The sequence below is a fragment of the Cronobacter condimenti 1330 genome (genome assembly GCF_001277255.1).
Taxonomy (GTDB): domain Bacteria; phylum Pseudomonadota; class Gammaproteobacteria; order Enterobacterales; family Enterobacteriaceae; genus Cronobacter; species Cronobacter condimenti.
In genome coordinates, this window is sequence record NZ_CP012264.1 from 978,717 (window position 1) to 1,002,876 (window position 24,160).

The 24,160-nt window shown below is 58.9% G+C and carries 16 protein-coding genes; 11 read left to right on the forward strand and 5 right to left on the reverse strand.

Annotated features, from left to right (window positions below):
• Positions 1-87 precede the first annotated feature (87 nt).
• Positions 88-1,164, reverse strand: a complete 1,077-nt coding sequence (locus AFK62_RS04510) for a LacI family DNA-binding transcriptional regulator (protein ID WP_007680189.1) — start codon at positions 1,162-1,164, stop codon at positions 88-90.
• 245 nt (positions 1,165-1,409) lie between these two features.
• On the opposite strand from AFK62_RS04510, the gene AFK62_RS04515 reads away from it, so the two are divergent.
• From AFK62_RS04515 to AFK62_RS04525, 3 genes are all read left to right on the forward strand, one after another.
• Positions 1,410-4,541, forward strand: a complete 3,132-nt coding sequence (locus AFK62_RS04515) for a beta-galactosidase (RefSeq protein WP_007680183.1) — start codon at positions 1,410-1,412, stop codon at positions 4,539-4,541.
• Between the two features lie 73 nt (positions 4,542-4,614).
• Entirely contained in the window at positions 4,615-5,880 is a 1,266-nt protein-coding gene (locus AFK62_RS04520) for an oligosaccharide MFS transporter (protein ID WP_007680182.1), read from the forward strand.
• Positions 5,881-6,092: 212 nt separating this feature from the next.
• Positions 6,093-7,793 carry an NAD-dependent malic enzyme gene (locus tag AFK62_RS04525; protein WP_007680181.1) on the forward strand — a complete coding sequence of 567 codons (1,701 nt, stop codon included), beginning with the start codon at positions 6,093-6,095 and terminating at the stop codon, positions 7,791-7,793.
• 50 nt (positions 7,794-7,843) lie between these two features.
• Here AFK62_RS04525 and AFK62_RS04530 read toward each other — a convergent pair whose 3' ends face one another.
• Together AFK62_RS04530 and AFK62_RS04535 are read right to left on the reverse strand one after the other, a co-directional pair.
• Positions 7,844-8,116, reverse strand: coding sequence for a hypothetical protein (locus AFK62_RS04530; RefSeq protein ID WP_007680180.1), 273 nt, complete (start codon positions 8,114-8,116; stop codon positions 7,844-7,846).
• Positions 8,117-8,247: 131 nt separating this feature from the next.
• On the reverse strand, positions 8,248-9,069 hold the full coding sequence (locus AFK62_RS04535; RefSeq protein ID WP_007680179.1) for a TIM barrel protein: 822 nt from the start codon (positions 9,067-9,069) through the stop codon (positions 8,248-8,250).
• 361 nt (positions 9,070-9,430) lie between these two features.
• Here AFK62_RS04535 and AFK62_RS04540 point away from each other — a divergent pair, with 361 nt between their 5' ends.
• Complete coding sequence (locus AFK62_RS04540) at positions 9,431-10,936, forward strand: CoA-acylating methylmalonate-semialdehyde dehydrogenase (RefSeq protein ID WP_007680178.1); 1,506 nt, start codon at positions 9,431-9,433, stop codon at positions 10,934-10,936.
• Positions 10,937-10,953: 17 nt separating this feature from the next.
• Positions 10,954-11,763 (forward strand): 5-deoxy-glucuronate isomerase, encoded by an 810-nt coding sequence (gene iolB / locus AFK62_RS04545; RefSeq protein ID WP_007680175.1) that lies wholly within the window; start codon positions 10,954-10,956, stop codon positions 11,761-11,763.
• Between the two features lie 61 nt (positions 11,764-11,824).
• Here the strand turns inward: iolB and AFK62_RS04550 are convergent, their stop codons facing one another.
• On the reverse strand, positions 11,825-12,679 hold the full coding sequence (locus tag AFK62_RS04550; protein ID WP_007680167.1) for a MurR/RpiR family transcriptional regulator: 855 nt from the start codon (positions 12,677-12,679) through the stop codon (positions 11,825-11,827).
• A gap of 145 nt (positions 12,680-12,824) precedes the next feature.
• Positions 12,825-14,738, reverse strand: coding sequence for a bifunctional 5-dehydro-2-deoxygluconokinase/5-dehydro-2-deoxyphosphogluconate aldolase (locus AFK62_RS04555; protein ID WP_053531736.1), 1,914 nt, complete (start codon positions 14,736-14,738; stop codon positions 12,825-12,827).
• A gap of 488 nt (positions 14,739-15,226) precedes the next feature.
• Here AFK62_RS04555 and iolD point away from each other — a divergent pair, with 488 nt between their 5' ends.
• From iolD to AFK62_RS04585, 6 genes are all read left to right on the forward strand, one after another.
• The gene (gene iolD / locus AFK62_RS04560) at positions 15,227-17,167 is read left to right on the forward strand and encodes a 3D-(3,5/4)-trihydroxycyclohexane-1,2-dione acylhydrolase (decyclizing) (RefSeq protein ID WP_007680161.1); all 1,941 of its coding nucleotides are present in this window, start codon (positions 15,227-15,229) and stop codon (positions 17,165-17,167) included.
• 59 nt (positions 17,168-17,226) lie between these two features.
• A complete protein-coding gene (locus AFK62_RS04565; protein ID WP_007680159.1) occupies positions 17,227-18,240 on the forward strand; it encodes a Gfo/Idh/MocA family protein in 1,014 nt (337 codons plus the stop codon).
• Positions 18,241-18,274: 34 nt separating this feature from the next.
• The gene (locus AFK62_RS04570) at positions 18,275-19,159 is read left to right on the forward strand and encodes a sugar phosphate isomerase/epimerase family protein (protein ID WP_007680155.1); all 885 of its coding nucleotides are present in this window, start codon (positions 18,275-18,277) and stop codon (positions 19,157-19,159) included.
• Positions 19,160-19,191: 32 nt separating this feature from the next.
• Complete coding sequence (iolE, locus tag AFK62_RS04575; RefSeq protein WP_007680146.1) at positions 19,192-20,091, forward strand: myo-inosose-2 dehydratase; 900 nt, start codon at positions 19,192-19,194, stop codon at positions 20,089-20,091.
• Positions 20,092-20,528: 437 nt separating this feature from the next.
• Positions 20,529-22,034 (forward strand): sugar porter family MFS transporter, encoded by a 1,506-nt coding sequence (locus AFK62_RS04580; RefSeq protein ID WP_007680145.1) that lies wholly within the window; start codon positions 20,529-20,531, stop codon positions 22,032-22,034.
• A gap of 142 nt (positions 22,035-22,176) precedes the next feature.
• Complete coding sequence (locus tag AFK62_RS04585) at positions 22,177-24,156, forward strand: PhoX family protein (protein WP_053531737.1); 1,980 nt, start codon at positions 22,177-22,179, stop codon at positions 24,154-24,156.
• Positions 24,157-24,160: the final 4 nt, after the last annotated feature.

A 24,160-nucleotide genomic window follows, 5' to 3' on the forward strand; every position in this document is an offset into this window, starting at 1 on the left:
CGGCGCGAAAACGCCGTTAAAAGGTGGTGAAAAGCAGGTAACGGGCAGGTAAAAAGCGTTAGGCCGGAGCGGTTATCCGGCGTGGGGTTAGTCTTCGCGTAGCGCTTTTACAAGGCGGGCCATTTCATCAAGCAACCGTTCGCGATCGCGATGAGTTGCGCGGCGCGGCGCGGTGGAGCGGCGTTCGATAAAGCGCGTGGGCAATAGCGTCGACTCACCCGCGCCGCTGTGGGTCAGGCGCGCCACCATGCGGCTTACCGATTCCGCGCCGAGCCGGTTGAAATCCTGCTCAACGGTCGTGAGCGCCGGGATGAAATAGGCGCTGTCTGGCGTGTCGTCATAGCCGACGACCGAGACATCCTGCGGTACGCGCAGGCCCAGCTCGTCCAGCGCGCTCATCGCGCCAAACGCCATCTGATCATTGGCAACCAGTAGCGCGGTGATGTCGCGGCGCGTGCGAAACAGGCTCAGCGTCTGCTGCCAGGCATCTTTCGAGCTCCAGTTGCCGTGCAGCACCGCGCAGGCGTGTCGCCCGTGTTCGTTCAGCACGTCTTGCCAGCAGGCGAGACGCATGGTGGAAGCCACCGAATGTTCCGGCCCGGCCAGCAGCGCGAAGTGTTCATGCCCGGCATGAAGCAGATATTCAACGCTCTGGCGTGAGCCGTCGCGCGGGTCGAAGCTCACATGAAAGACGTCGCTGTCGGCAGGTACATCGAGAAACTGACATAACAGGTCGTTGTTATCGTCCACAAGACGGGCGGCGGCGTCGGCCGTGAGCGGCAGGTTGATGATAACCCCGTCGACTTTTTGCGCGCGCATCTCGTTGAGCGAGCGCTGCAGCTCCTCCAGCGTCCCGGTTTCAAGCGTGGCGATGACGACGCTGTAGCCCGCCCGCGCGGCATGGCTTTTGATCGCGGCTGCAATCTGTGACGGCGCGTGAAGGGCGAGAGAAACAGTGATAAAACCGAGCGTCCGGGTGGCTTTGCCGGCGAGCAGTTGCGCGCTGCGGTTTGGCACAAACTGTAACGCCTCCATGGCCTCCAGCACCCGCTGACGCGTCGCAGGCGATACCAGCCCCGGTTTATTAAGCACGCGTGAGACCGTCTGGTGTGACACCCCGGCCTTTTGCGCCACGTCATCCAGCGTGCTGAGTCGTTTTTTCATCGCCTTTCCTCTGCGTTTGACAGACTGAATGATCGGCAGGGCAGAAGACAAAGTCAATTTCTGGCGTGAAATGTCATGCGCTAACATTCAACGCGTGATACAGATCTCATTTCTTGATCCATTCATGGCTGTGATGTGATCCACGTTCGCATTCTGCAATGCCGCCATTCGCTATCCCTGTCGTTTCCCGCCATGCTGATTGTTAATGTTAGCGCACGACATTTTTCGATTTCCAGGGAACTATCATGACAGAAAACCCCACCACGACTGCTTTTAACGAGCTGCAGACGCGCCCGCTGGCGACCATTCTTGCCCGTAACGACTGGCAAAATCCGGCCATTACCAGCGTGAATCGCCTGCCTTCTCATACGCCGCTGCACGGCTGGCGTGACGCCGAACGCGCGCGCCGCGGCGAGGCTTCCGAAGGCGTGCTGTCGCTCGACGGCGACTGGCAGTTCAGTTTTTTCTCAAGCCCACAGCAGGTGCCGGATGTCTGGCTGGCGGCCGATCTCACGGATGCCCGTGCCACAACGGTGCCGTCTAACTGGCAGATGGAAGGCTACGACACCCCCATTTACACCAACGTGCGCTACCCGATCCCGGTCAACCCGCCATTTGTGCCGGAAGAAAACCCGACCGGCTGTTATTCGCGCGATATCGACGTGCCGCAGGCGTGGCTGGAGGCAGGCCGCACGCGCATTATTTTCGGCGGCGTGAATTCCGCGTTTTATCTCTGGTGTAACGGTCAGTGGATAGGTTACTCGCAGGATAGCCGCCTGCCGGCGGAGTTCGATCTCACTGGTGTGCTACACGCGGGCCGCAACCGCCTGTGCGTGCTGGTGTTGCGCTGGTCTGACGGCAGCTATCTGGAAGATCAGGATATGTGGCGCATGAGCGGGATTTTCCGCCCGGTCAGCCTGCTGCATCTTCCGGAACAGGCGTTTGCGGATGTGCGCGTACAAACGGAACTCGCCGCTTCACTGCGTCACGGCACGCTGCTGAGTGAAGTAGAAGTGACGCCTGCCGCGCGTGGGCTGAGTGTCAGCCTGGCGCTGTGGCAGGGCGAACAGTGCCTGGCAAGCCAGACGCAGCCGCTCGGCTCGGCCCCGATTGACGAGCGCGGCAACTACCCGGAGCGCGCCACGCTGAGTCTTGATATCGACAACCCGCTGCTCTGGAGCGCCGAAGCGCCGCACCTCTATCGCGCGGTCGTCACGCTGCTCGATGCTGACGGCATCCCGCTGGTGTCAGAGGCTCATGACGTCGGTTTTCGTCGTGTGGAAATAACAAATGGCCTGCTGACCCTCAACGGGCAGCCGTTGCTGATCCGCGGCGTTAACCGCCACGAACACCACCCGGAGAAAGGCCAGGCGGTGGATGAAGCGGCGATGGTGCAGGACATCCTGCTGATGAAGCAGAACAACTTTAACGCCGTGCGCTGCTCCCACTACCCTAATCAGCCGCGCTGGTATGAGCTGTGCAGCCGCTACGGGCTGTATGTGGTGGATGAGGCCAACATTGAAACCCACGGCATGGAGCCGATGAGCCGTCTTTCAGACGATCCGGTCTGGCTTGGCGCCTACAGCGAGCGCGTTACCCGGATGGTGAAATGCAACCGTAACCACCCGAGCATTATTATCTGGTCGCTCGGCAATGAGTCCGGTCATGGCGCCACCCACACGGCGCTCTATAACTGGATCAAACATCAGGACCCGACGCGCCCGGTGCAGTATGAAGGCGGCGGCGCGGATACGCGTGCGACCGACATTATCTGTCCGATGTATGCCCGGGTAGAAACGGACCAGCCGATCCCGGCGGTGCCGAAATGGTCGATTAAAAAATGGATCTCCATGCCTGGCGAAACCCGGCCGCTTATCCTGTGCGAATACGCACATGCGATGGGCAACAGCCTCGGTAATTTTGCCGACTACTGGGACGCGTTCCGCCAGTATCCGCGGCTGCAGGGCGGTTTTATCTGGGACTGGGCCGACCAGGCCATCACGCGCGTAGAGCCGGATGGCAGCCGCTGGTGGGCCTACGGCGGTGATTTTGGTGATACGCCGAACGATCGCCAGTTCTGCATGAACGGGCTGGTCTTCCCGGATCGCACGCCACACCCGTCGCTGTATGAAGCGAAGCATCAGCAGCAGTTCTTCCAGTTCCGTCTGGTCGGCGAAAGCCCGCTGCAAATCGAGGTGACCAGCGAATACTTGTTCCGCGAAAGCGATAACGAGCGCCTGTTATGGAGCGTGGAAGTGCGTGGCGAAGCGCGCATGAGCGGCGAAATCACGCTGAATTTAGGCCCGCAGGAGACGCGCGTGCTGACGCTCAGCGAAGAAGGCTTCACCGTCGCTGCGGGCGATGACGCTGTCTGGCTGCATGTGCGCGTAGAACAGCCGCAGGCGACCGCCTGGTCGCCGGAAGGGCATCTCAGCGCCTGGGCGCAGTGGCCGCTTGCCGCACCGCTTGCACTGCCGCAGCCGCCAGTCGCAGGCGACGCGCCGCAGCTTGATATTACCGACGAGGAATTCGTTATTCGCCACGGGCGCCAGACATGGCATGTCAGCCGCGCCAGCGGGCTGCTGACCCAGTGGTGCGACGACGGCGTGGATCAAATGCTGACGCCACTTGCCGATCAGTTCATCCGCGCGCCGCTGGATAACGACATCGGCGTGAGTGAAGTCGAGCGCATCGATCCGAACGCCTGGGTAGAGCGCTGGAAAGCCGCGGGCCTTTATGACACGGAACACCGCTGCCTGGTCTGTGAAGCGCAAACCACCCGCGACGGCGTGGAAGTGCGTGCGCAGCATGCCTATTTCGCAAACGGCCTGCCGGATGGCCCGGCCATTCTCAGCCACTGGCGTATGTGGGTGGATAACCAGGGCGCGCTGCACTGCGAGATTGACGTCGAGCGTAGCACGCGCCTGCCGCCTCTGCCGCGTGTGGGGGTTGTGTGTCAGTTGCGCGGCGGCGAGACGACCGCAAGCTGGCTCGGCCTCGGCCCACATGAGAACTACCCGGATCGCCTGAGCAGCGCCTGTTTCTCACGCTGGACGCTGCCGCTTGAGGCGCTTTCCACGCCGTATATCTTCCCGAGCGAAAACGGCCTGCGCTGCCAGACGCGCGAACTGGACTGGAACGGCTGGCAGGCGCAGGGCGATTTCCACTTCTCCTTAAGCCCGTACGGCACCCGCCAGTTAATGGAGACCAGCCACTGGCACAAACTGCAGCCGGAGGCGGGTATATGGCTCACGATTGACGGTTTCCATATGGGCATTGGCGGCGATGACTCGTGGACGCCGAGCGTGCACCCGGAATATCTGCTTAACGCGCGGGACTACCGCTACCGCTTTACCCTGCGCAGACGGCAAGGCTGACAGGGCGCGACTGCCGGGGGCTCGCCCCCGGTTTTACTAAAAAAAACAGCATCATTAACACTGAAGGTGAAAGATGAATAAGCCTGCCCTGACCCCGGTTGAAAAACAGAACTTCATATACTTTTTGCTGTTCTTCTTTTTCTACTATTTCATTATGTCGGCCTACTTTCCGTTCTTTCCGGTGTGGCTTGCGGATGTCGCCCACCTGAGTAAAACGGATACCGGGATCGTCTTTTCGTGCATCTCGCTGTTCGCGATTATCTTCCAGCCGGTATTTGGCCTGGTCTCCGATAAGCTGGGGCTGCGCAAACATCTGTTGTGGACCATCACCGGCCTGCTGGTGCTGTTCGCGCCGTTCTTTATTTTTGTTCTCAAGCCGCTACTGGCGTTTAACATCTGGGTCGGGGCGTTTGTCGGCGGGTGTTATCTTGGCGTGGTTTTCTCCAGCGGCTCCGGCGCGGTGGAAGCCTATATTGAGCGCGTGAGCCGGGCGAACAACTTTGAATATGGCAAAGTGCGCGTCTCCGGCTGCGTGGGCTGGGCGTTGTGCGCCTCCATGACCGGTATGTTGTTTGGCGTTAATCCCAATATCATCTTCTGGGTCGCCTCGGCGTTTGCGCTGGTGCTGGCGGGCGTGCTGTGGTTCTCGCGCCCGGCAGGGGAGAGCGGCAATCTGATCTCCGGCACCAAAGAAACCAGCCAGGCCTTTTCAATGAAACTGGTGAGTGAACTGTTCAGAATGCGCAGTTTCTGGGCATTTATTATCTATGTGGTGGGCGTGGCGAGCGTCTATGACGTCTTCGACCAGCAGTTCGCGAACTTCTTTAAAGGCTTTTTCTCAAGTCCGGAACGCGGCACCCAGATTTTCGGCTTTGTCACCACGGGCGGTGAGTTGCTCAACGCCACGGTCATGTTCTTTACGCCGTTTATCATTAACCGCATCGGCAGTAAAAACGCGCTGTTGATTGCAGGCGCCATTATGTCGATGCGCATTATCGGCTCGTCATTCGCCACCGCCGACTGGCAGGTGATCGTGCTGAAAACGCTGCATATGTTTGAACTGCCGTTCCTGCTGGTGGGCACGTTTAAATATATCTCTGCGGTGTTTGACCCGCGCCTTTCTGCCACGCTGTTCCTGGTGGGCTTTAACCTCTCCAAGCAGCTTTCCGGCGTGGTGCTCTCCACCTGGGCGGGCCGGATGTACGACACCGTCGGCTTCCAGCAAACCTATCTGGTGCTGGGGCTGATTACCCTTAGCTTTACCGTTATCTCTTTCTTCACGCTACAGGGCCGTCCGCGCCCGGCGCTTGAGAAATCGCCGAATTCCTCACTCGCCTGACGCCCGCGCCATTCACGGGGGAGAGCCGCTCCCCCGAAACTCCCTTCAATGAATAAATTGCATGACATTGATGTCAGAAATCTGTCCATTTATGGAAGAGCGGCGGGCCGCTTTCTTATACACTATGTGCCGCTATGGTAATCCGCCCGTTCCGACGCGGCCTCCAGAAAGCCAATGGTGAGGCTTCTGCCGCGCAAAAAAGAGTGAGACAGATGGAAATCAAACACAAAAAAAACCGTTCGCTTTACATTCCCTACGCAGGCCCTGTTCTCCTGGAGTTTCCGCTGCTGAACAAAGGCAGCGCCTTTAGCATGGAGGAGCGCAGCAATTTCAACCTGCTGGGGCTTTTGCCGGAAGTGGTGGAAACCATTGAAGAGCAGGCGGAACGCGCATGGCGGCAGTTTGAAGATTTCAAAACGGATATTGATAAGCACATTTATCTGCGCAACATCCAGGATACCAACGAAACCCTGTTTTACCGCCTGCTGGAAAACCATCTCGATGTAATGATGCCCATCATTTACACCCCGACGGTGGGCTCCGCCTGCGAACGTTTTTCTGAAATCTACCGCCGCGCCCGCGGGGTGTTTATCTCCTGGCCGAACCGCCATAACATGGATGACATCCTGCAAAACGTGCCCATCCATAACATTAAAGTGATCGTGGTGACCGACGGTGAACGCATTCTCGGCCTCGGCGACCAGGGCATCGGCGGCATGGGCATTCCTATCGGCAAGCTGTCGCTCTATACCGCCTGCGGCGGCATCAGCCCGGCCTATACGCTGCCTATCGTGCTGGATGCCGGGACAAATAATCAGCAACTGCTGAACGACCCGCTCTACATGGGCTGGCGTCACCCGCGCATCACCGACGACGAGTATTACGCGTTTGTGGATGATTTTATCCAGGCGGTGAAACAGCGCTGGCCGAACGTGCTGCTGCAATTTGAAGATTTCGCGCAGAAGAATGCGATGCCGCTGCTTGAGCGCTACCGCGATGAGATCTGCTGCTTTAACGATGACATTCAGGGCACCGCGGCGGTCACGCTCGGCACGCTGATTGCCGCAAGCCGCGCAGCAGGCAGCCAGCTTAGCGAGCAGAAAATCGTCTTCCTGGGCGCAGGCTCCGCCGGTTGCGGTATCGCCGAGCAGATCATTGCCTGGATGCGCACCGAAGGCGGCTTAAGCGATGAGCAGGCGCGTGCCCGAGTTTACATGGTTGACCGCTTCGGCCTGCTGACAGACAACATGCCGAACCTGCTCTCCTTCCAGGCGAAGCTGGTGCAAAAACGCGACAGCCTCCAGAGCTGGGACACGCAAAGCGATTCGCTGTCGCTGCTGGATGTGGTGCGTAACGTCAAGCCGGATATCCTGATTGGCGTCTCTGGCCAGACGGGGCTTTTCAGCGAAGAGATCATCCGCGAGATGCACAAGCATTGCGCGCGTCCTATCGTTATGCCGCTTTCTAACCCAACGTCGCGCGTTGAAGCTACGCCGCACGATATCCTGAACTGGACTGACGGCGCGGCGCTGGTTGCAACGGGCAGCCCGTTCCAGCCGGTAACCATCAAAGAGAAAACGTACCCTATCGCCCAGTGCAATAACGCCTATATCTTCCCGGGCATCGGGCTTGGGATTATTTCGTCCGGGGCGCTGCGCGTGACGGATGAGATGATGATGGCGGCAAGTGAAGCGCTGGCTGCCCATTCACCGCTGGTGAATACCGGCAGCGGGCTGGTGCTGCCGCCGCTGACTGATATTCAGAAGGTTTCGAAGGATATTGCGTTTGCGGTCGGTAAAATGGCGCAGCAGCAGGGCGTAGCGGTGAAAACGTCTGCTGAGGCGCTGTTGCAGGCGATTGAAGACAACTTCTGGCTGCCGGAGTATCGCAGCTACCGCCGCACCTCTATCTGATGTGAGGTCGGCTCCCCGCTGGCGCGATGCGTCAGCGGGATTTTCTTGCGTTATTCTTCGCGGTTCCATTCGCGCCAGTGCATCCACAGGCATTTGCCCGCCACGGTCGTTATCAGCGAACAGATAACCGACGCTACCGCGAGCTCAATAAAATAGGCGTTAAAGTCATCCAGGTAAGGCACCACGTTCACCACAGCGGCTACGTCGCGCAACTCGCTTGCGTGCAGCAGGGCGAATAGCGCATGCGGAATATTCAAAAAGAAGAAAATAAACAGCAGGCAAAAGATAATGGATTCAATGGTGTTAGCCCGGGTGACTCTCATTGACGCGCTCGGTTCTGAATAAAGGACAACCCCGCCGACGCCTGGGGCCGCGGGGTCTGGCCTCGCATCATACCTGAAACCGCGTCCGACAACAGGTGATTTTATCGCCGGTTTACGGACGCGACGTCGCCTCAGGCGGCGTGCTGGCGCACGAGTTCAATGCTGTTCATTATCTCTCGTTCAATGTCAGCCTCGCTCCAGGTGGCGAGATCGGAGGAGAACGGCTCAAAAGCGTAAATGCCCTGATAGCCGCGCGCCTCAAGCGCTTTGACCTGCTCGACCGATTTCAGGCGATCGCCTGGCGTCAGCATAATGCGCTCATCGTCCGTCAGCGCGTCAAACGGACGCGTATCTTCCACGCCGGAGAGATGCACCAGCCCAATCATGGAAACCTCCACCTGTGAAAACTCCTGCGCCGCCTGTGGGTAGAGCGCGTGATGGAAGGTGTCGATGAGAAGCTTAAAGGGCACGCTGGCGTCGCGGATTAGCGTCTGCGCCTGTGCGGCCGAACGCAGCGAGCTTTGCGGAAAACCGAGCGGCTCGACCAGCCCCTGAATGCCATAGCGTGTAAACCGCGGGGCGAGATCCTGTAAAGCCGCCAGGGTTTGTGCTGGGTCAATATGGCGACCGTCGTTAAGCGGGCAGAGCACCAGCCCCGCCGCGCCCACAGCCTGCGCCTCTTTTAGCAGCGACTCCGTCAGCTCTTGTACGGCGGGCGTGCGCTGGTTAAACGGGTAGACGGCATTGATGGTCACAATCTCAATCCCGTCACGCGCCGCCAGCTCGCGCACCTGCGCCGCGCTCAGATCGTCGGTGACGCTCCCGCTCGGCATATCATTACGCAGTTCCACTTTATTCAGCCCCAGGCGTTTCACCAGTTTAAAAAAAGACGGGATATCCAGCGCGGGGGCGATTTTGCGATTCACACAGAAGCGGTGCAGTGCAACGGTCATCTTACTCTCCTGAAAGCAACAGAATGAAATAGTCAGCCTGCCTTTAATCAAAACATTTATTTCATAATTGGCAATGTTTGAAAATCTGCTTCTTTGATCGACTTCGCAAAAAATAGTGGAGCCGTGGCAGCTGAGCAAGTAAATGGGCCAGTAATCCGCCGTATTTCAGAGGGTAAAGCCAGGGTGTGGAACGAGCCTTGCGGGCGGAGAAGATGAAAATGCGACCAGAGTCACCAAAATTAAATTTCATTTGTATGTTTTATTGAAATATTCATTTCATTTGACCAGGATAAAGGCAGATGTTTTCACCGCGAGCCGCCGCGGCTCCGGCATTGACCCCCTCCAGACGACGAGGCTAAGCATGAATATCACAGGAAACTTTATCGGCGGGAAAATCTGTCACAGCAGCAGCAACCAGACGGTACCTATCTTTGATCCTGCCACGGGTAAACCGGTGCGCGAACTGACGCAATCCACGGCGCAGGAGGTCGCGGGGGCGATTCAGGTCGCGCATGAGGCGTTCGCCAGCTGGTCAAACACCACGCCGCTGCGCCGCGCCAGAGTGCTGTTTCATTTCAAAATGCTGCTGGAACAACACGCTGAAGAACTGGCGGCGATTATCGTCAGTGAACACGGCAAGGTATGGTCGGATGCGATGGGCGAACTGACCCGCGGAATGGAAGTGGTGGAGTTCGCCTGCGGCATTCCGCACCTTATTAAAGGTGAGTACTCCTCGGATGTCGGCACGCGCGTTGATAGCTACTCGCTGATGCAGCCGCTCGGCATGGTTGCCGGGATCACCCCGTTTAACTTCCCGGCGATGGTGCCGATGTGGATGTTCCCGATAGCGCTTGCCTGCGGCAACAGTTTTGTGCTCAAGCCGCCCGCGCTGGCGCCGACTGCCGCGGTGCGCATGGCGGAGCTGCTGAAAGAGGCCGGGTTGCCGGACGGCGTGTTTAACGTCGTGCATTGCAGCAATGAAGATGCGGAGCAGCTTTACACCGATCCGCGTATCGCGGCGGTCAGTTTCGTTGGTTCATCGGGCGTGGCGGAGCATATCTACAAAACCGCCAGCGCGTACGGTAAACGTGTACAGGCGTTTGGCGCGGCGAAAAACCACGCCATCGTGATGCCGGATGCCGACCTTGATGCGACGGTCAACGCCATCATGGGCGGTGCGTTTGGCTCGGCGGGCGAGCGCTGCATGGCGCTGCCGGTCGTCGTCGCGGTGGGCGATGAAACGGCGGATAAACTTATCGCGCGCCTGACGCCGCTGGTGGAGGCGCTGAAAGTAGGGCCAGGCTGTATGCGCGGGCCTGAAGAAAACGAAATGGGGCCGGTCGTCTCAGATGCTCACCAGAAAAAAGTGCTGGGCTATATTGAGAAAGGCGTCAATGAAGGCGCGAAGCTGGTGGTCGATGGTCGCCGTTTCCGCCTGCCGGGGTATGAAGCGGGCTATTACGTCGGCGGCACGCTGTTTGATAACGTGACCCCGGAGATGGTTATCTGGCGTGAAGAGATCTTCGGACCGGTGCTCGGCATTGTGCGAGCGCCCGATTACGACAGCGCGCTGGCGCTGATTAACAGCCATGAGTTCGGCAACGGCAGCGCGATTTTTACCAGCAACGGCCACACGGCGCGCGAATTCGTGCATGACGTGCAGGCGGGTATGGTGGGCGTCAATGTGCCGGTGCCGGTACCGATGGCCTTCCACAGCTTCGGCGGCTGGAAACGCTCGGTCTTCGGCGCGCTCAATGTCCACGGGCCGGACGGCGTACGTTTCTACACTCGCATGAAAACCGCCACGGTGCGCTGGCCGCAGGGGCAACAGACCGTCTCTGAATTCAGCATGCCGACGCTGGGTTAATATTTCCAGGAGGAGCCATGTCATTACTTGCAAAGGCGCAGCGCGACGCGCGCCATCTTCAGCACATCACGCCGGAGCGCGCCGGCTGGCGCTATATCGGCTTTGATGTCTGGATGTTGAAACAGGGCGAGACGTTAACGCTTGAAAGCGGCGACCGGGAGCTTTGCCTGGTGCTGGTGGCAGGGCTCGCCTCGGTGAAAACCCAGACGGCGGATTTTTCGGGTCTCGGCGGGCGGATGTCGCCGTTTGAACGCACGCCGCCGTGGTCGGTCTATGCCCCGGTGCAGGAGCGCATTGAAGTAACCGCCGATTCAGATCTGGAGCTGGCTGTGTGCAGCGCGCCGGGCAAAAGCGGGCGGGTTGCGCGGGTCATCGCCCCTGAGGATGTCGGGGTCGAGCACCGTGGAAAAGGGCGTAATCAGCGTCTGGTGCATAACATTCTGCCGGACACCGGCGAGGCGGATTGCCTGCTGGTGGTGGAAGTTTATACCGAGGAGGGCGCGACCAGTTCGTGGCCGGCGCACAAGCACGACACCCCGGTGCCGGGCAAAGAGACGCAGCTTGAAGAGACCTACTATCACCGCTTCGACCCGCCGCAGGGGTTCGCGTTTCAGCGCGTCTACACCGACGACCGCAGCCTGGACGCCTGCATGGCGCCTTACAATCACGACGTGGTGATGGTGCCGCGCGGCTATCATCCGGTGGCGGCAGTGGCAGGTTATGACAGCTATTACCTGAACGTGATGGCAGGGCCAGAGCGCAAATGGCTGTTTACCTGGGAGGAAGACCACGCCTGGATTAACAGCGACGACTATCCACATCGATGACAGTATGAAAAACAAAAACGGCCCTGAGGGGCCGTTTTTTATGAGGCTTCAAACTAAAACGTCAGGCCGTCTGCTGCTGCGCGGATTTGCTGTTATTGAGCGCAAGCGACACGGCCAGCGTCTGGGCGAGACAGAGCGAGGCTACCTGTGAACGGAACCCATCGACCTGGGCTTCGCGCACCACAAAACAGACGTCGCTGAAGGCGGCGAGCGGGCTGACCTGGCTGTCGGTAATCGCAATCTGGCGTGCTTTGCGCTGGGCACCCAGCTCTACCAGTTCCACCACTTCGCGGGAATACGGCGAGAAACTGACCGCCACCACCACATCTTTTGGCCCCACGAGGCTTAGTTGCTCGGTAAACATGCCGCCCAGCCCGTCAATCAGAAACGCTTTGCGGTCGAGGTGGCGCAGCGCGTAGGTGAGGTAAGAGGCGACGCTGAACGAACGGCGCAGGCCAATGACGTAAATATTTTCCGCCCCGGCCAGCAGGTTAACGGCTTTTTCCAGCTCTTCCGGCGCCATCTGCATCGCCAGCTGCTGGAGCGCCTGGGTGTTAACCATCGTAAACATGCTGAGGATTTCGCCTGGCGTTTCCGGCGCGCTGGTCTCTTCGCTCGCCGTCTGGCGGAACAGACGCGCGCGTTCGGTATAGTTGGCGGTCTCTTCCATCAGATGCTGTCTGAACATCTGTTTCATTTCATTAAAGCCGCTGAAACCAAAGGCATTGGCGAAACGGATAAGCGTTGACGGCGGCACGTCCGCCTGCTGGGCGATAGAGGCAACGGTATCAAACGCCACGCTATTGCTGTTATCGAGAATGTAGCGCGCCACCTGTTTTAGTCGTTTGCTGAGCTCGTCATACCGGCGACGAATTTCATCCTGAAGGATGGAGAGCTGGGTCGGGTTATTTGCCATGTATCGTGCCTGAAAAAGGGGAAAAAGAAGGAAAGCTTGTGTCAGTGTATCAAATGAAGCGAATTTTTCATTTTCCCGGATGAAATACGCGATTCATTTCACGAAGCAGGAAGGCGCGGAGCGGCAGGGCCGCTCCGCGTGAAGATTAACGGCGGGCCTCGCGCCAGAAGCCGATAAGGGTAAGGTAATTGTTTTTCACCTCGCGGATGAGTGCGTCATCGCTCAGCTCGCCCTGCATCCAGCGGCGCGACGGATGGCCGAAAATCGTTCGTCCGACCGCGAAGCCTTTAATGACAGGGTGTGTCGCCGCCTCCGCGAACCCTTCACGCAACTGCTCCTGCGGCGCATCGAGACCCAGCAGCAGGATGCCGCGGCAGTCAGGATCTTCGCGCTCAATCAGCCCGCTAATAGCCTGCCACTGTTCGCTTGCCAGCGGCGGCAGTTTCCACCAGTCCGGTTTGATGCCGAGCTGGTAGAAATGCGCCAGCATGGCGTGATAGTGCGCTGGATCTTTATCCGGCCCGTTCTCCGGCAGGATAACTTCCAGTAGCAGCTCATGGCCCGACTGATTACAGGCGCGCCACACCTCCAGCAGCAGCGCGTCCTGCGCGTCGCGAAGCGCCTGTGGATCGTGCGGATGGTAGAACACCAGGCATTTCACGACATGTTCGGCAGGCCAGCTCACCAGCTGTGAGCCGATATCGCCATGTTCAAGGCGCAGCGGGCGGGAACCTGGCAGTTCAATCGGGCGGCCAATCCACCAGCCCTGGCCGGTAATGGCGTTCAGAGCGCGCTGACCGTAGGTGCTGTCCGCCAGAATGCCGCTGCGCCCTTCAAGCCCCGCCTCTTGCGAGGCGGCCATCGCCGCCTGTAACAGCAGCTGTTTGAGGGCCGGGATACGCGCGTCGTCGCAGCCGGTATCGCGGGCCAGATCGGCGAGCTGTTTACGGTGGTCGAAGGCGAAGATGCACAGTTCCGGCCAGGCCTGACGGCGGGCGGTCACGCGATGCAGATGGTTTAAGCGATCGTCGAGATCCGGGCGCGGCACCGCATCGGCACGCGCCAGATAGTCATCAAGTTCAGCACGGGTCGGCATCGCCGGCGCGCAGCCGTGGCGCGACACCACCAGCGCGCCGCAGGCGTTGGCGTAGCGGCAGGCCTGTTCCCAGCCTTCATCATTCAGCCAGCCGCGTAGCAGCCCGGACATGAACGCATCGCCCGCGCCCAGCACGTTCAGCACATCGACGCGCACGCCCTGATAGAGCGGGATAGTGTCCCAGCTGTCCGGCACTGCGCCTTCCAGCACCACGCAGCCCATCGGCCCGCGTTTGCAGACCAGCGTCGCCTGGGTGGCGTGGCGCACGTTTTTCAGCGCCGTCAGCGTGTCGGTGCTGCCGCCTGCGATATGAAACTCCTCTTCGGTGCCGACGACGAGATCAAACAGGTGCAGCACTTCCTGAAGCTGGCGCGTCACGGGCTCTGACTCGACATAACGTGTTTCGCCATCGCCTGGTGAAGTCAGCCCCCACAGAACCGGGCGGTAGTCGATATCCAGCGCCGTGCGCAGCCCGTGACGGCGCGCGTACTCCAGCGCTTTTAGCACCGCCGCGCGGGTGTCCGGGTGCGAGAGGTGCGTGCCGGTCACCGCCAGTGCGCGGGCGCAGGCGATGTAATCCTCGTTGATATCCTGCGGCGTCAGCGCCATGTCGGCGCAGTTGTCGCGATAAAAAATCAGCGGGAACGTCTCCTGATCTTTAATGCCGAGCATCACCAGCGCCGTCAGTCGCTGTTTATCAGTAATGAGATAGTCGGTATTGACGCCCGCGCGGCTGAGCGTTTCACGCAGGAAGCGTCCGTTATGTTCATCCCCCACGCGGGCCAGCATCGCTGATTTCAGCCCCTGGATCGCGGTGCCGAAGGCGACGTTCCCGGATGAGCCGCCGAGATATTTGGCAAAGCTTGTCACATCTTCAAGCCGGGCGCCGATCTGCTGCGCGTAGAGATCCACGGCAACCCGACCAATACAAATGACATCGAGCCGCTTAACTGCTGCATTCATAGCTACGGTTTCCTTTTGCATGCCTGCTTCACGAGAGGGCCGGAGAGCCGGCGGCGCGCCCGCAAGCAGCCTGAGGGTTAACGGTTGAACGTAGTATGAGAAATAAATATTTCATTTACAAATTACTTTGAAACTAAAAATCCAGAAATGTGAGGGCTATTCCACTCTGCGCGGCGTCAGGCCAGAGTCGTTATGCCTGCGCGCCGCCCGTGACGCCAACATACCTGATAACGAGAAACGCATAGCCTTTACGGGGTTATACGCGTGGCGTTGCCGTTTCGGTTTGCGGCATTTCGCGATCCCCGCCACAGAAAAACACGCATGGCGAAACAGAGTTTGATCTTTCTCTCAAAATGAAACATTTCATCTGTATTTTGGTTTTATGGAAAATATGTTTGCCTATAATCCAGACAGATTCCGGCAGGCAGTTCGCTTTTACACAGCCTAAAGCGAGCCTGCATGACACTGGCATAAAAAGGAAGGCGAAAATGGGCAAACAGAGACTGACAATGGCGCAGGCGCTGGTGAAGTTTCTTGATAACCAATACCTGGAAGTGGATGGCGAAACCGTCAAATTCGTAAAAGGCATTTTCGCCATTTTCGGCCACGGTAACGTGCTGGGGCTGGGCCAGGCGCTGGAGCAGGACAGCGGCGAGCTGCGTCTGTATCAGGGGCGCAACGAGCAGGGCATGGCCCACGCGGCGACCGGTTTCGCAAGACAATCCCTGCGCCGTCAGATCCTCGCCTGCACCTCGTCGGTAGGCCCTGGCGCTGCCAATATGATAACTGCCGCCGCGACGGCCACCGCCAACCGTATTCCACTCCTGCTACTGCCAGGCGATGTTTTCGCCACCCGCCAGCCCGACCCGGTATTACAGCAGATTGAACAGAGTTATGACCTGAGCATCAGCACCAACGATGCCTTCCGGGCCGTCAGCAAATACTGGGATCGCATCACGCGCCCGGAACAACTGATGAGCGCCTGCATTAACGCGATGCGCGTCCTGACCGACCCGGCGGAAACCGGCGCGGTGACGCTGGCGCTGCCGCAGGATGTTCAGGGCGAGGCGTGGGATTACCCGCAGGCATTTTTCGCCCGTCGCGTGCATCGCCTCGACCGTCGCCCGGCAAGCGCCGCGCAGCTAAACGACGCGGTGAATGCGATTCTGGCGAGCCGCAAACCGCTGATTGTCTGCGGCGGTGGGGTGAAATATTCAGGCGCAGGCGACGCGCTCGCAAAGTTCGCCGAACGCTACCAGATCCCGTTTGCGGAAACCCAGGCCGGAAAAGGCACGCTCATCTCCTCACACCCGTATAACGTCGGTGGCGTTGGCGAAACCGGCTGTCTTGCAGCGAATCTGCTCGCCAAAGAGGCGGATCTGGTGATTGGCGTCGGCACGCGTTTCACCGATTTCACGACCGCCTCAAAATGGATTTTTCAGCATCCGGACGTGCGTTTTCTCAACATTAACGTCAGTAACTTCGATGCCTGGAAACTTGACGGTATTGCGCTGCTGGCCGACGCCCGTGAGGCGCTGACGGCGCTTCACACGGCCCTTGGCGATACCGCATGGCAGGCAGGCTGGGGCGAGCAGATAGCCGCCGTACAGAGCCGCCAGCTGAAAGAGACGCACCGCGTCTGGCAGGCCACCTTTTCAGAAACGGCCTTCGTTCCGGAAATAGACGACCATCTCGATCGCGAGTCGGTCTATCGGGAGTTTCGCCAGCTGACCGACTCGACGCTGACCCAGAGCAGCGTGCTCGGCCTGCTTAACGAGACGCTGCCTGAATCGGCGGTGATTGTCGCGGCGGCGGGCAGCCTGCCGGGCGATCTGCAACGCGTCTGGCGCACCCGTGCGCCCAATGCTTATCACGTCGAGTACGGCTATTCCTGCATGGGGTATGAAGTGAACGCGGCGCTCGGCGTGAAGCTCGCCGAACCGCAGCGCGAGGTCTACGCGATGGTGGGTGATGGCGCGTTCATGATGCTCCATTCCGAACTGGTGACCTCTTTGCAGGAGGGCGCGAAGGTTAACGTGCTGCTGTTCGACAACATGGCGAACGGCTGTATCAATAATTTGCAAATGGAACACGGCATGGACAGCTTCGGCACCGAATTCCGCTTCCGCTCGCCGGAAAATGGCCACTTGAGCGGCGGACTGGTGCCGGTGGATTTCGCGGCGATTGCGGCAGGCTACGGCTGCAAGACGTGGCGCGTCACCACGCTTGAACAACTCCGGCACGCGCTGGCGGCGGCGCAGCGCGAGACCGTAAGCACACTCATTGATATCAAAGTGCTGCCCAAAACCATGGTGCACAAATATGGCAGCTGGTGGAACGTCGGCGTGGCGCAGCAGGCGCTCTCTGAACGTATCCAGCGTGTCGCGCAGCAGATTAATGAAAAACGCGCCCAGGCGCGGGATTACTGAACCCTGTTACCCAAAAAAAGACAACTTACCTCAACCCTGATTATTCCGGAGATAACCTTATGTCGCTCAGATTAGGCGTAATTGGCGCAGGCGCCATTGGCAAAGAACATATCCGTCGCTGCACTCAGGTGCTGCAGGGCGCGACCGTCGTCGCGGTCTCGGACATCAATCTGGAAAATGCGCGCGAGACCGTTAAGGCGCTTGGCCTGCAGGCGGAAGTTTACGCCGACGGCAACGATGTGATTAACGCCCAGGACGTAGACGCGCTGATTGTCACCTCCTGGGATCCGACGCACGAAGGGTTTACGCTCGCGGCGATTGAAGCCGGCAAACCGGTCTTTTGTGAAAAACCGCTCGCCATGACCGCGGACGGCTGCCGCCGGATTGTAGAGGCAGAAATGAAAGCGGGCCGCCGTCTGGTACAGGTGGGCTTTATGCGTCCTTATGATGAAGGCTACCAGGCGCTCAAGAGCGTTATCGACAGCGGCGAGATTGGCGCACCGCTGATGCTGCACTGCGCGCACCGCAACCCGGAAGTGGGCGACAACTACACCACCGATATGGCCATCACCAGCACGCTTATCCATGAACTCGATGTGCTGCGCTGGCTGTTGAACGACGATTACGCCTCGGTGCAGGTGCGTTTCCCGCGCGCCACGTCACACACCCACGCGAAGCTTAAAGACCCGCAAATCGTCATGCTGGAAACCCGGAAAGGGACGCTTATCGACGTTGAGATTTTTGTTAACTGCCGTTACGGCTACGACATCCAGTGCGAAGTGGTCGGTGAAAGCGGTATCGCTCGCCTGCCGGAGCCGTCATCGGTGCAGATGCGTAAAGCGGCGAAGCTTGCCACCACTATTCTGACCGACTGGAAAGACCGCTTTATTAAAGCGTATGACGTTGAGCTACAGGCGTTTATCAATGACGTGAAAGCCGGGGAGTTGCGCGGCCCGTCCGCCTGGGATGGCTTTGCGGCGTCTGTTGCGGCGGATGCATGCCTGAAGGCGCAGGAGAGCGGTGCGCTGGAAACCATCCGTCTGCCGGAACGCCCGGCGTTTTACCTGCGCTAAGCCGCAGCCTGACCACGAATCCGACGAGGGTTATATGAAAATCGCATTTGACGTGGACGTCATTAAAGACCTCGGGATAACCCGCATGGTCCAGCAGGTCGCGGAGTGGGGTTATAAATACATCGAGCAGTCGCCGCACCCGCAAATCAATCCGTTTTATAAGCACCCGAAAGCGGGCCGCGAGATTATCGCCGAGTATAAAAAGGCGCTGCGCGACACCGGCGTTGAGCTTTCGTCATTTATTTGCGTCTACCGCTGGTCTGGCCCGGATGAGCTGCGCCGCCAGGCGGCAGTGAAAAACTGGAAGCGGCTAATCGAAATCGCTATCGAGATGGATGTGCAGGTGATTAACACCGAGCTTTCCGGCGACCCGAACCAGCCTGAAATTTGCGAAGAGATGTTCTACCGCTCCATGGAAGAGTTGCTGCCCATTTTCGAGCGCGAAGGGCTTCGTGTGGAGATCCAGGCGCACCCGTGGGATTTCTGCGAAGAAAATAACGAAACCGTGGATATCGTGAAGTCGTTTCGCAGCGACAACGTGAAGTATGTCTACAGCGTGCCGCATACCTTCTTTTATGACAAAGGCAAAGGGGAGGTGGAGAAAATGCTGCGCTATGCCGGGGACGATCTCTCGCATGTCCTGATTGCCGACACCATGAACCACACCCGCCATTGCCGCTACATCGTCAACCCGCCGGGCGTCGACGCCGCGGTCCATCAGCATGTGGGCGTGGGCGAGGGCGAGGTGGATTTTCAGGCGCTGTTCAGCACGCTGCGTGATATGGGGTTCGCCCGCCAGAGCTTTAAGGTGGGCGGCGAGCCGATTGTCGCCGCGTCGCTCTTCGGTTACCCGGAGAAAATGAAATACCAGGCGGTGGAAACCCGTGAACTGATTGAGCGCGAACTGCTGGGCCGTTAAGGCGCAGCCGGTCGCGACCTGAGAGGCGCATTATGAATAAGCAACATGTGAAGCTGGCCATCGCCCCGATAGGCTGGACCAACGACGACATGCCGGAACTGGGGGCTGAAAATACCTTCCAGCAGACGGTCAGCGAAATGGCGCTGGCGGGCTTCACCGGCAGCGAAGTGGGCAGCAAATACCCGCGCGATCCGGCCCTGCTCAAGCCGATGCTTGAGATCCGCGGTATGGAAATCTGTAACGCCTGGTTTAGCACCTTTTTTGCGGCGGGCGAGCGCGAGAAAACGCTCGACGATTTTGTCAATCACATGAACTTCCTGCATGCGATGGGGGCGAAAGTGATTGGCTGCTCTGAGCAGAGCGGCAGCATTCAGTGCACCACGCTGCCGGTCATGGGGCCGGATAAACCGTGTTTTAGCGAGGGGGAGTGGGCGCGCGTGGCGGAGGGCTACAACACGCTCGGCCGGCTCGCCGCCGAAAAGGGCATGCAGGTCTGTCTGCACCATCATATGGGCACCGGTATTCAGACCGCGCAGGAGATAGACACCTTTATGTCACGAGTGGATGACTCGGTTTATCTGCTGTATGACACCGGACACGCCTGGTATTCCGAAGGCAGCGAAGCGGCGATGCTCGCTATTCTTGAAAAGCATCTGCCGCGTATTAACCACGTTCACCTGAAAGATGTGCGTCCGACGGTGATTGATGAGGTGAAGCGCGACGGGCTGTCGTTCCTCGCGGGCGTCAGAAAGGGCACCTTTACCGTGCCTGGCGACGGCGCCATCGATTTTCGTCCGGTCTTCCGGCTGCTGGATGAGTATGGCTATCGGGGCTGGATGGTGGTGGAAGCCGAGCAGGACCCGGCGCTCGCAAACCCCTTTGAATACGCCGTTAAAGCGCGGCGCTACATTCGGGAAACCGCCGGGATCTAAAAACGTGTGCGGCGAGACGGCATCACCGGCGGTCTCGCCGCACCGGCGACGGGCGAATCTGTTCGCAACGCTCATTTTTGAAAACAATGTTTCATTTTGGCTGGTACTGTCTTTACGGCGACCCCGGCGCGCCTCGCGGTGCGTCATATGGCATCGACTGGCCTCCCTTCGACATTTTACTGCTTTAATTTCAACTAATTGATTGGATTTTCTGCCAGCGAGATCGCAGGTTTTTCTGTGTCTGCGGGGGCGGGTGCGTGCTGATTATCACAAATTAATAACAAAACATGACCGACAACTCAAAATTAAAATTCCATTGTTTATATAAATGAAACATTCGATCTAAATTGAAGGTGGTGAATATATCATCAACCGAGAACGGCGCCCGGCAAGGCCGCCTCGTTTTTCCCCTGAACGGCAGGTTACTGGAGTCTTTTATGACTAAAGAACAATATCTCACCCTTAACAGAGCATCAGGGCCTAACAGCGACGCGCCGACGTCGCCGTTTGTCAAAGTGATTGCGCTTATCGCCACGCTCGGCGGTCTGCTTTTTGGTTACGACACGGGCGTTATCTCCGGCGCGCTGCTGTTTATGGGCAGCGAACTACACCTCACGCCGCTTACCACCGGGCTTGTTACCAGCTCGCTGCTGTTTGGCGCAGCCTTTGGCGCGCTGCTGGCGGGCCATATGGCGAACGCTGCGGGACGAAAGAAAATCATCATTTATCTGGCGGTCATTTTTGCTATCGGTGCCGTTGGCACGGCGATGGCGCCGGACGTGTCGTGGATGATTTTCTTTCGTCTGGTGCTCGGCGTGGCAGTGGGCGGCGCGGCAGCAACGGTGCCGGTCTACATCGCAGAGATAGCGCCCGCTAACAAGCGTGGCCAGCTGGTGACGTTGCAGGAGCTGATGATCGTCTCCGGCCAGTTGCTGGCGTATATCTCCAACGCCACGTTCCATGAGCTGTGGGGCGGCGAATCCACCTGGCGCTGGATGCTGGCGGTTGCGACGCTGCCCGCTGTACTGCTGTGGTTTGGCATGATGTTTATGCCTGATACGCCGCGCTGGTACGCCATGAAAGGCCGTCTCGCCGAAGCGCGCCGCGTGCTGGATCGCACCCGTCGCCCGGAGGATGTGGACTGGGAAATGATGGAAATTGAAGAGACGCTGGAGGCGCAGCGTGCGCAGGGCAAACCGCGCCTGCGCGAACTGCTCACCCCGTGGCTGTTCAAACTGTTCATGATTGGTATCGGCATCGCGGTTATCCAGCAGATGACGGGCGTGAACACCATTATGTATTACGCGCCCACGGTGCTGACCGCGGTCGGGATGTCGGATAACGGCGCGCTGGTGGCGACCGTCGCCAACGGCGTGGTCTCGGTGCTGATGACCTTTGTCGGTATCTGGCTGCTCGGTAAAATTGGCCGCCGCACGATGACCATGATAGGCCAGTTCGGCTGTACCGCCTGCCTGGTGTTTATCGGCGCTATCAGTTATCTGCTGCCGGAAACCGTTAACGGCCAGCCGGATGCGCTGCGCGGTTATATGGTGCTGCTGGGGATGCTGATGTTCCTGTGCTTCCAGCAAGGCGCGCTCTCGCCGGTAACGTGGCTGCTGCTCTCAGAGATTTTCCCGACCCGCCTGCGCGGCATCTTTATGGGCGGTGCGGTTTTTGCGATGTGGATAGCGAACTTTCTGATCTCGCTCTTCTTCCCGATTTTGCTCGCGTGGGTCGGGCTTTCCGGCACCTTCTTTATCTTCGCGGCGGTCGGGATTGTGGGGGCGACGTTTGTGGTGAAATGCGTGCCAGAAACCCGCAATCGCAGTCTTGAGCAGATTGAGCATTATCTGCACGACTGGCTGGATAACAGCCCGGAAGGCCAGCGCCGCGCCCGCGAGCGTAAGGCGTACCGGGCCGAGATGAATAAAGCGCGCTCGTAACGCCGGGACGCCACGAAGGGAAGCCGCCTGGCTTCCCTTTTTTTCGCCGCTTATTGTTATATTTCTGTAACAAATTTTCCGTAGCCTCACGTTCATTACGACTATTTCCCACCACAAAATGACATCCCGAAAGGAAACCGCGATGGGCAGACCGTTAAAAACTTTATTCAAACGTGAGCATAGTGAAGAGATCAGCAACCCCAGCGATAACCGCGCGTTTTCGCAGGTCGCTGAGGTCTTTTTGTCGCGCCGTCGCCTGTTACAGGCGGGGGCAGTCGCAGGCGCCGCGGCGGCGTTCCCGTTTCTGCTGAAGCCGGAAAGCGCGCTGGCCAAAGCGGTGTCGCAGGCGAGCGGCAACCTCGGCAAGGCATCCGCGCTGGGCTTCACCAGTCTGCCTGTCTCCACGGAAGATACCGTCATTGTGCCGGAAGGCTACATCGCAAAACCGTTCTACAAATGGGGCGATACGACGGGGATTGCCGGTCATCTGCCCGCGTTTAAAACCGACGGCAGCAACACCACCGAAGAGCAGGCGGCACAGGCCGGGATGCATCATGACGGTATGGCGTGGTTTAGCCTGCCAAAAGGCGGCCACAGCGCTGACCACGGCCTGCTCGCCATGAACCACGAATACATCGATAACGGCCTGCTGTTCAAAGATGGTGAAGCCAACTGGAACGCTGACAAAGCGCTCAAGGGCCAGAACGCGATGGGCGTGTCGGTCATTGAAGTGAAAAAAGGCCAGCAGGGCTGGGAAGTGGTGCGTCCGTCAACCTTCGCACGCCGCATTACCGTTAACACGCCGATGAAAATCACCGGCCCCGCGCTGCACAATCCCCTGATGCAGACTGCCGCCGACCCGCAGGGCGAAACCATTCTCGGCACCATGCAGAACTGCGCGAACGGCTTTACGCCGTGGGGCACCTATCTGACATGTGAAGAGAACTGGTCTGATATTTTCGTTAAAAAAGCGGAGATGAATCCGCTTGAGAAGCGCTACGGCATCAGCGACAGCGACGACTCCTACCGCTGGAACGAAGTGGATAAACGCTTTAGCGTCGATGCCACGCCGAATGAACCGAACCGCTTCGGCTGGGTGGTGGAAATCGACCCGTACGATCCGAAATCTGTGCCGCGTAAGCACACCGCGCTTGGGCGTATTAAACACGAAGGGGCGGCGGTCACCCTCGCGCCGGATAACCGCGTCGTGGTCTATATGGGCGACGATCAGAAATTCGAATACATCTATAAATTTGTCTCGGAAGGCAAATATAACCCGCAGGATCGCACCGCCAATATGGGGCTGCTGGAGAAAGGCACGCTCTACGTGGCGAAATTCCACGACGACGGTAAAGGCGAGTGGCTGCCGCTGGTGTTCGGCCAGAACGGGCTGGATGCCAGCAAAGGTTTTGAAAACCAGGGCGACCTGCTGGTCAAGACTCGCCTTGCGGCTGATGCGGTCGGCGCCACCAAAATGGACCGCCCGGAGTGGATTGCGGTCGATCCGTACCAGACCGGCAGCGTCTACTGCACGCTTACCAATAACAGCGATCGCGGCAAGGAAGGCAAAGCGCCGGTGGATGCGGCGAACCCGCGTGCGAAAAACGTTTACGGCCATATCATGCACTGGCTGGAGCAGAACGGCGACCCGACCGCGCAGCAGTTCGCCTGGGATATTCTGGTGATGGGCGGTCGCACCGATACCGATAAACCGGAAGCCAAGGGCAGCATGAAGGGCGCGGAATTCGGCAGCGCCGATGGCCTGAGCTTCGATCACCGCGGCGTGCTCTGGATCCAGACCGATGTGTCATCCTCGACCATCAACCGCAAAGATTATGAAGGGATGGGCAACAACCAGATGGTGGCGACGATCCCCGGCACCAACGAGTTCCGCCGTTTCCTGACCGGCCCGCGCGGCTGTGAAATCACGGGTATTGCCTTTACGCCGGACAACCGGACGCTGTTTATTAACATCCAGCACCCCGGCGAGCCGGGCGAGGGGCTTAGCGATCCGCAAAACCCGACGGCCGTTTCTACCTGGCCTGACGGCGACAAAGCGGGCCGACCGCGCTCCTCGACAGTGGTTATCGTGAAGGCCGACGGCGGCATGATCGGTACCTGATAAA

Coding starts and splice junctions, on each gene's coding strand:
- AFK62_RS04510 (WP_007680189.1), bottom strand. CDS start 1,164: ATGAAAAAACGACTCAGCACGCTGGATGACGTGGCGCAAAAGGCCGGG.
- AFK62_RS04515 (WP_007680183.1), top strand. CDS start 1,410: ATGACAGAAAACCCCACCACGACTGCTTTTAACGAGCTGCAGACGCGC.
- AFK62_RS04520 (WP_007680182.1), top strand. CDS start 4,615: ATGAATAAGCCTGCCCTGACCCCGGTTGAAAAACAGAACTTCATATAC.
- AFK62_RS04525 (WP_007680181.1), top strand. CDS start 6,093: ATGGAAATCAAACACAAAAAAAACCGTTCGCTTTACATTCCCTACGCA.
- AFK62_RS04530 (WP_007680180.1), bottom strand. CDS start 8,116: ATGAGAGTCACCCGGGCTAACACCATTGAATCCATTATCTTTTGCCTG.
- AFK62_RS04535 (WP_007680179.1), bottom strand. CDS start 9,069: ATGACCGTTGCACTGCACCGCTTCTGTGTGAATCGCAAAATCGCCCCC.
- AFK62_RS04540 (WP_007680178.1), top strand. CDS start 9,431: ATGAATATCACAGGAAACTTTATCGGCGGGAAAATCTGTCACAGCAGC.
- iolB (WP_007680175.1), top strand. CDS start 10,954: ATGTCATTACTTGCAAAGGCGCAGCGCGACGCGCGCCATCTTCAGCAC.
- AFK62_RS04550 (WP_007680167.1), bottom strand. CDS start 12,679: ATGGCAAATAACCCGACCCAGCTCTCCATCCTTCAGGATGAAATTCGT.
- AFK62_RS04555 (WP_053531736.1), bottom strand. CDS start 14,738: ATGAATGCAGCAGTTAAGCGGCTCGATGTCATTTGTATTGGTCGGGTT.
- iolD (WP_007680161.1), top strand. CDS start 15,227: ATGGGCAAACAGAGACTGACAATGGCGCAGGCGCTGGTGAAGTTTCTT.
- AFK62_RS04565 (WP_007680159.1), top strand. CDS start 17,227: ATGTCGCTCAGATTAGGCGTAATTGGCGCAGGCGCCATTGGCAAAGAA.
- AFK62_RS04570 (WP_007680155.1), top strand. CDS start 18,275: ATGAAAATCGCATTTGACGTGGACGTCATTAAAGACCTCGGGATAACC.
- iolE (WP_007680146.1), top strand. CDS start 19,192: ATGAATAAGCAACATGTGAAGCTGGCCATCGCCCCGATAGGCTGGACC.
- AFK62_RS04580 (WP_007680145.1), top strand. CDS start 20,529: ATGACTAAAGAACAATATCTCACCCTTAACAGAGCATCAGGGCCTAAC.
- AFK62_RS04585 (WP_053531737.1), top strand. CDS start 22,177: ATGGGCAGACCGTTAAAAACTTTATTCAAACGTGAGCATAGTGAAGAG.